Annotated in this window: 4 protein-coding genes; all 4 read left to right on the forward strand. The window is 27.0% G+C overall.

Annotation, left to right across the window (positions count from 1 at the left end):
* Window positions 1–377 precede the first annotated feature (377 nt).
* The 4 genes from LI241_RS15140 to LI241_RS15155 are packed head-to-tail and all read left to right on the forward strand — an operon-like array spanning window position 378 to window position 8051.
* Complete coding sequence (locus LI241_RS15140) at window positions 378–2798, forward strand: hypothetical protein (protein WP_008689402.1); 2421 nt, start codon at window positions 378–380, stop codon at window positions 2796–2798.
* A complete protein-coding gene (locus LI241_RS15145) occupies window positions 2773–3054 on the forward strand; it encodes a hypothetical protein (protein WP_008689399.1) in 282 nt (93 codons plus the stop codon). The genes LI241_RS15140 and LI241_RS15145 overlap by 26 nt, the downstream gene beginning before the upstream one ends.
* 3 nt (window positions 3055–3057) lie before the next feature.
* Window positions 3058–5028 (forward strand): site-specific DNA-methyltransferase, encoded by a 1971-nt coding sequence (locus tag LI241_RS15150; protein WP_008689397.1) that lies wholly within the window; start codon window positions 3058–3060, stop codon window positions 5026–5028.
* A 14-nt stretch (window positions 5029–5042) separates the two neighbouring features.
* Window positions 5043–8051: a DEAD/DEAH box helicase family protein gene (locus LI241_RS15155; protein ID WP_008689396.1), complete on the forward strand. Its 3009-nt coding sequence runs from the start codon at window positions 5043–5045 to the stop codon at window positions 8049–8051.
* Window positions 8052–8127: the final 76 nt, after the last annotated feature.

Genomic DNA, 8127 nt, shown 5'->3' on the forward strand with positions numbered 1-8127 from the left:
TTGCGGACATTTAAGAAGATATAAAAAGATAGTCAAAAAGACATATATAATTTATGTAGTAAATAATATGGCTAAAATATCTAGAAAACGAATATGTGCCTATGAAGGTGTTAATCAAAATATGTAGGTCATTATAATGCTTAATAGATGATAGATTTTCTTCCTGAAAATTAATTAGGAGATTTTAATATGGATAATAAAGATTTATTGTTAGTTCTTATTGGTGTTTTAATGTTATTAGTGGCAATTAAGAAATTGTTTTCATCAATTACTCAAGTATCTTAAGACATTAACCCTAATGCTAATGAAGAATTAAGTTATGACTTAAGATATAAGCAGATTTATTACATTATTAGTTTCCAAAGGGAGGTCAAAAAGTGGAAAAGATTGTAACTAAACCAATGAAAATTGATTTTCATATCCATTCATATTTTTCTAAGTTCAAAGATGAATTCTCGTTAGTAGAGAAGGGTACAAAAGAAAATTTGAGTATTTTATTAAATAAACTTGAACACAATCATATTAATATGTGTGCTATTACAGATCATGATTATTTTTCATATGAATTATATGAAAAGTTAAAATCTTACGAATCAAAAGCTGGAGAATTAGAAAAAGTATTTCCTGGTGTAGAATTTTCTGTAGGATTTAAAGCAGATGATAACAGTATGAAGCCAGTTCATATAATTTGTATTTTTGATGATGACAATAATGAAGAAAAAGTACAACATATTCAAGATCATATACCATTTAAAGATAATAAAGTACAATACGATGTAGAAAATGAAAAATTCTTTAGTGAAGAAAAATTTATCAGTATATTAAGAGATATTGATTTAAATGTTGTTATGATTGCGCACCAAAAGCAAAGTATTAGTAGCGGGTCAGCTAGCAAAAGTAAGAATGATGTTTCATCATTAGGTGCTGTTAAATTTAATGAGTTAATTGGTTGTGAATATTTTGAATCATTTGAATTCAAAAGTATGAAAAATGGATTGTTTAACAACAATTATGCATTACAAAAAAATAAAAATTATGATCAGATAAGATTTATTACTGGATCTGATTGCCATAATTGGGAATTTTATCCTAAGCATGATCCAAAAGAAGATGATGAAATAGGTTTTGAATTTACTTACTTAAAATGTTTACCATGCTTTAGGGGACTAGCTATGGCATTTAGTGATACTAGAAGGATTTCTACTACTAATAATATTTTTGGAAATCGTCAAAAAATGATAGATAATATATCAATGTCACTAAATGGTCAAAACTATAATATCCCTTTATCTCCAGGAATAAATGTAATTATTGGTGATAATTCTATTGGAAAATCTTTATTATTACATAAAATGACTAATTATAAAAATTTATTAATGGATAATAAAACAAAAATCCAAGAAGGTTATGAAAAGTATCTAGAAAAAAATAATATAGGCATTAATACAAAAATAGATATAAATAATATCCATACTTTTGATTATCAAGGATCTATTAGAGACAAATTTGCAAAAGATAATCAAGATAATAGTGACTTTTTAGAAAATAAATTTCCTGCTGATATTGATGCAGGTCCATATAAAATGAAAATTAATTCAGAATTTGAAAAACTATATTCCTGTATAGAATTCAAATTTGCTTATGATGAGATTTATAAGACACTAAATTCTTTGAAAATGATAGATGAAGAAGTTGTTTCAAAAAATTTAACTGCTAGAATCATTAGACCCAATCAAGAAATGATAAAAAGAACTAAGAAACTAATGAATTATTATAAAGGTATTATAGCTAAAATTGATGCAGATTATCATTTGATTTTAGAAAATGAAGAAAAAATTATTATTGATAGCTTTAGAAAACAACTGCTAGAATTTGAATCAAAATATGAGAAATTAATGAAAGAAGAAGAGTTTATTTACACAATAAAGGTAAACATCGATAACGGAATAAAAAAATTTAATGATGAAGTCAAAGGATGGAAAACCAACTTAGAATTTACAAAAAACCAATTTGATGTTGTAGATTCAAATAATATTGCTAATGTTATTACAGAGCTAGTTAAACTAAAAAAAGAAATCAAAAGTTTTAAGTTTGATGTACCAGAAGAAATATTAGAACCAGAAAAATTAAATTTTGGAGAATATATGTTTATCAAAAAATTTAAAAACTGTGTAGCAATTAATAACAAATATTTACAAGGGGTATTAGAGAGGGTGTTAAAAAACAAAGCAAAAATAGATACCTCTACTATAACTAAGGATGAATTAAAGAATATTATTTTGAATTTTGGAGATGCTAATGGTTCTGCTTTAGATGTATTAAAAGAAAAGATAGGGCTTATTATTGAAGATGATTTAAAATCAATTCCATCAATAACAATTAATGGTAAAGATGTCTACAGTAAACTATCGAGTGGTATGAATTCATCAATATATTTTGATATATTATCCACAGATCAAAAAGAAGGAGTATATATAGTTGATCAACCTGAGGATGATATATCTCAAAGTGGAATAAAATCAAATGTTCTTAATAATTTTAAGACAATGTCTAATAATAGACAAATAATCATGATTACCCATAATCCTCAGTTTGTTGTTAATCTTGATGTAGATAATGTAATTTGTCTAACAAAAGATTCTGAGGAAAAGCTATGTATAAAACATGGAGCTTTGGAATATGTAAATAAAGATGACAATACTGATATATTGGATACAGTAGCAAAGAATCTAGACGGAGGAATTGATTCAATAAAGAAAAGGTGGAAAAGATATGAAAAAACAGTTAGTATTAACTAAAAAAAATGATGATTATATTTTAAGTATGAAAGACGATGTTAATAGAAATATCAACATAGTTAATAAAGTAGTGAACGGTGAAGATCTCTATAATGTATTTTACGAAAATATAACAGAGGAAAACGAATACATATTAAAAACTACATTATCAGATCGAAAAGATATAATCATCTTTAATCAATTATGTGCGTTGTTTAATAAAATTGATACAGAAGTAAACCATAATTGTTTTAATGCGGAAACACAAGGAGAATAAACGATGGAAAAAATAAATAGTGAAAGTTTAGATTTAACAAAGTTAAACATTGAAAAATTAAAAGAACTATTCCCAAATGCTGTTACTGAAGGAAAGATTGATTTTGATGTATTGAGAACAGTCTTAGGTGATGAAGTAGATGATAGCAAAGAAAAATATCAATTTACTTGGAAAGGCAAAAGTGCTGCTATTAAATTAGCACAAACTCCTTCATCAGTTACACTTCGTCCAGATAAATATACATCAAAAGATTGGGATACTACCGAAAATCTTTATATCGAAGGTGATAACCTTGAAGTATTAAAACAACTGCAAAAAACTTACTATGGAAAAATCAAAATGATTTACATTGATCCACCCTATAATACAGGAAATGATTTTGTATATAAAGATGATTTCAAAAATAGTTTACAAAATTATAAAGAACAAACTAAACAAAGTATGAAATCTAATCCTGAAACAAATGGACGTTATCATACAGTTTGGTTAAATATGATGTATCCTAGACTTCTACTAGCAAAGAATTTATTAACTGATGATGGTGTTATTTTTCTTAGTATTGATGATAACGAACAAGAAAATCTAAAAAAGATATGTAATGAGATATTTGGAGACACTAATTTTATAGGATGCTTATCGGTTGAAAATAACCCTAAAGGAAGAAAAAATTCAAAGTTTATATCTGTTAGTTCAGAATATTGTCTATGCTACGCAAAAAATATAAGATATTCTTATTTTGTAGAAAATGTTCCAAAAAAAGCTTCTGACATGATACTAGATGAAAATGGTAGATATGTTCATAATAGCGGAAAAAGAGTTTTAGTAGGAGAAAATAGTTTTAATAATATTGTAGAAAATGTAAACTCTGATAAAAACTATGTAGTATATTATAATTCGGCAAAGCATGATATTGTTATAAAAAAAGAAAATATAGACAATTGTCAAAAAGAATTGCTTGATCATGGCTATGTAAGATATTTTTCTAGTAGAAAAGGTGTTTTAATTGAAAATACATATACAGATAAAAAATTTAGCGAATTATTTCAGGAAGACGCTCTTCAATTTGGTAGTGACAAGATTTATGAAAAGAATTATTCAGATACTATTAGGATAAAAAGCCAGTTGGTTAATAGAAAATATGAAGCTATTGTATGTGGTATAAAGAAAGATTATAGTATGGAACTTAGAACTACTAATGCAAATACATATTTAAAGCAATTGTTTAAACTGGATAACTATCCTTTTGAAGCTTCTAAAAGCATCGCTTTTTTAGAACTTTTAATAACTTTGTTTGATAGTAAAGATTTTATTGTTCTTGATTTTTTCTCAGGATCTTCATCTTTAGCAGATGCGGTAATTAGAATTAATCAAAAAGATAATGGTAATCGAAAATTCATTATGGTTCAATTGCCAGAGTTATGTGATGAAAAGTCTGAAGCATATAAAGCAGGATATAAAAATATCTGTGAAATTGGTAAAGAACGTATTCGTCGTGCTGGTGAACAAATTAAAGCAGATTGGGAAAAAGTGCATCCACAAGATACATTATTGTCTAGTGATGAAAAGTTCACTACTGATATTGGATTTAAAGTATTTAAATTAGATTCTACAAATATTCAACCTTGGGATAATGAGATTGAAATAGATGAAAAACAATTATATCTTTATAATGATGTATTTAAAGAAGGTAGGACTAAAGAAGATATTCTTTATGAAATCATGTTGAAGTATGGTATTTTTGATATGCGTGCTGGTGAAGTAGAAATAAATGGAAAAACAATGTATCGTGTTGGTAAACGTTATATGATTGTTTGTTTAGAAGATGAAATTACATTAGATGATGTTAAAGCTATTGCTGAATTATCACCTAGAACAGTAGTTTTCAAAGAAACTGGATTTAAAAACGATAATGATAAAATCAATGCTGAATATAATTTGGAAAAAGCTGGCGTTGAAGATATTAAGTGTATTTAAGGTGGTGTTGATAAATGAAGTTAAAATTTGTTAATCAACAGTATCAAACTGATGCAGTAAATTCTATTGTTAATATCTTTGAAGGCTGTGAAATAAAGAATTCATTATTTACAATAGATGTATCAAACGATAAAGGCTTTAATAAGGATTCTGGGTATACTGGAGAAGGAGTTAGTTATTTTACCGGTCATGCAAATAAAGTAAGTATTGATGATTTTACTATGCTTGAAAATGTACAGCATATTCAAGAAGAAAATGATATTCAAAGAACAAAATCATTAGAAAATAAAAATTTTACTATAGAAATGGAAACCGGAACTGGTAAAACTTATGTTTATACTAAAACTATCCTAGAATTAAATAAGAAATATGATTTTACCAAGTTCATTATAGTTGTTCCTAGTATTGCGATTAAAGAAGGTGTCTACTCTTCTTTAAAAGCTACAGAAGAACATTTCAAAGAAAAATATGATAATGTTGTTTATAACTATTTTGTTTATGATTCTAGTCATTTAGAACGTATTCGTGAATTTGCGACAAGTACAAATATTGAAATTATGATTATCAATATTGATGCATTTAGAAAAAGCTTTGTTGATACTGAAAAAGAGAATAAAGCAAATTTAATCCATCGTGAAAGTGATCGTTTAAGTGGGAATAAACCTATTGATCTAATTGCAAGCACAAATCCCATTGTAATTATTGATGAACCACAATCAGTAGATGGAACAAAGAAATCAAAAGATGCAATTTCTTCATTAAACCCATTATGTACTTTACGTTATTCTGCAACACATAAGGAGTTGTATAACTTAATGTATCGTTTAACTCCTGTAGATGCTTATCAAGAAAATTTAGTTAAACATATTGAGGTGGCTTCTATTACAAGTAATGAAGTCAGCGCAAAACCTTATGTAAAATTATTGAGTGTTAGTGATAAAGGTGGAACGTATTCTTGCCGCATAGAAATTTATGTAAACAATAAGAAAACGGGAGTGATTGATAAAAAGGCAGTTACAGCGAAAACAAAGGATGATTTATGGGAAACTTCTAATGAAGTTGATTACTATAAGGATTGTGGATATATTATTGATAATATAGATTGTTTCAAGGGTGAAGAATCAGTATCTTTCTCAAATGGAGAATATTTAAACATTGGTGAAACAATTGGTGATGTTGATGATAATGTAATCAAGCGTGCGCAAATTCGTCAAACAATAGAACTACATTTAAATAAAGAATTACACTACATAAAAAAAGGAATTAAGGTTTTAAGTTTGTTTTTTATTGATGAAGTTGCTAAATATCGTAACTACGATAGAAAAGATGAAAAAGGAGATTATGCTATCTGGTTTGAAGAAGAATATAATCGATTAATTCAACTTCCAAAATATCGTAAATTAAGAGAAAACTATGCTGATAAGATTTCATTAGAAGCTGATAAAGTGCATGATGGATATTTTTCTAAAGATGTAAAAGGTCGTATCAAAAATTCAATAGGAGCTGGTGTAAGTAAAGATGATGAGACAACATATCAATTGATTATGAAAAATAAGGAGCAATTGCTAAGCTTTGATGAACCTATTCGCTTTATATTCTCGCATTCAGCATTAAAAGAAGGTTGGGATAATCCAAATGTTTTCCAGGTGTGTACTTTAATAGAAACCAAGGATACTATGACTAAGCGACAAAAAGTTGGCCGTGGTCTTCGTATTTGTGTAAATCAAAATGGCGAACGTGTATTAGAAAATAAGTATAATGTTTTAAGTGTTGTCGCTAATGAATCTTATAAAGAATTTGCTTCTACACTACAAAAAGAATTAGAATCTGATAACTTTAAATTCGGTATAATTGAACCAATTAGTTTTACTGGAATTTGCATGAAACAGATTGATGGAACTACTTATGAATTAACACAAGAAGATTCTCAACAAATTTTTAACTATCTTGTAAAAAATGAATACATGACAAGTAAAGGTAAAATCAACGTTAAATATCATACTGAAAAGCATGAAGGAACTTTTAGTCTACCGGATAAATTTGAGAGTTATACAGCTAAAGTGATAAAACGTATTGATAATCTTACAAAAGAAATTGAAATTAAGGATGTGGCTAGAAAAGTACCAGTTAAAATTAATAAGGAAGTTCGACTATCTCCGGAATTTGAAACTTTATGGAATAAAATTAAACAAAAAACAGTTTATACTGTAAATATGGATATTGAGAAATTAAAAAAACAAGCAATTGAACAAATTCAAAATATGCCACATATCAAACCTGATAGAGTTGATAGTCAATTAACAAAAGTTGAAATTAATAAACAAGGGGTTAAAGATATAGGACACCAAGTTAGAGAGCTAGGTGCAGTTTATGAATTTGAAAAGCCTTCTTACCCTGATTTTATTCGTCGTTTACAAGATGCTACTCAACTATTAAGAAAAACCATTATTGAAATTATTGCAGAATCTGGGCGATTATCAGAATTCTATACTAATCCAGAACAGTTTATTAAACAAGTATCTAAAATCTTATTAATGGTTAAGAAGGAAAATCTAACTGATGGAATCAAATATCAAAAAAATGATGAATATTATGAACAAGATTTCATTTTTAATGATGAAGAATTATATGGATATTCAGATAGTAATGTATTAGACGTCAATTCAAATAAAAATATTTATGATCATGTTATTTATGATTCAATTGTAGAAAAAGACTTTGCAATCGAAGCAGAGAATGATGATGAGGTATTGTTATATGCAAAATTACCTAGTACATTTAAAATTGATACACCTATTGGGGCATATAATCCAGATTGGGCAATTGTATTAAATACTGGAACAGGAGAGAAGCTTTACTTTGTGGCTGAAACTAAGGGTACTGAGAACATTAATGATCTTAAAGGATCTGAAAAGAAAAAAATCTTATGTGGTAGAAAGCATTTTGAAGTGATTGATACAGATATTAAATATGAAGTTGTAAAAGAACTTAAAACACTGAAAGGATTAAGCTCTTGTGGATAAATAAAAGAAATACTGAAAATGTTTTTTGAAAAATATTTTAATACTTCTATAATATCAATTGTTTCAATGTTCATAA

This window comes from Longicatena sp. 210702-DFI.1.196 (assembly GCF_020563125.1).
Classification (GTDB): Bacteria; Bacillota_I; Bacilli_A; order Erysipelotrichales; family Erysipelotrichaceae; genus Longicatena; species Longicatena caecimuris.

Bases quoted from the DNA above. Each gene is read 5' to 3' on its own strand.
- LI241_RS15145 (WP_008689399.1), top strand. From the start codon at position 2,773: ATGAAAAAACAGTTAGTATTAACTAAAAAAAATGATGATTATATTTTA.
- LI241_RS15150 (WP_008689397.1), top strand. From the start codon at position 3,058: ATGGAAAAAATAAATAGTGAAAGTTTAGATTTAACAAAGTTAAACATT.
- LI241_RS15155 (WP_008689396.1), top strand. From the start codon at position 5,043: ATGAAGTTAAAATTTGTTAATCAACAGTATCAAACTGATGCAGTAAAT.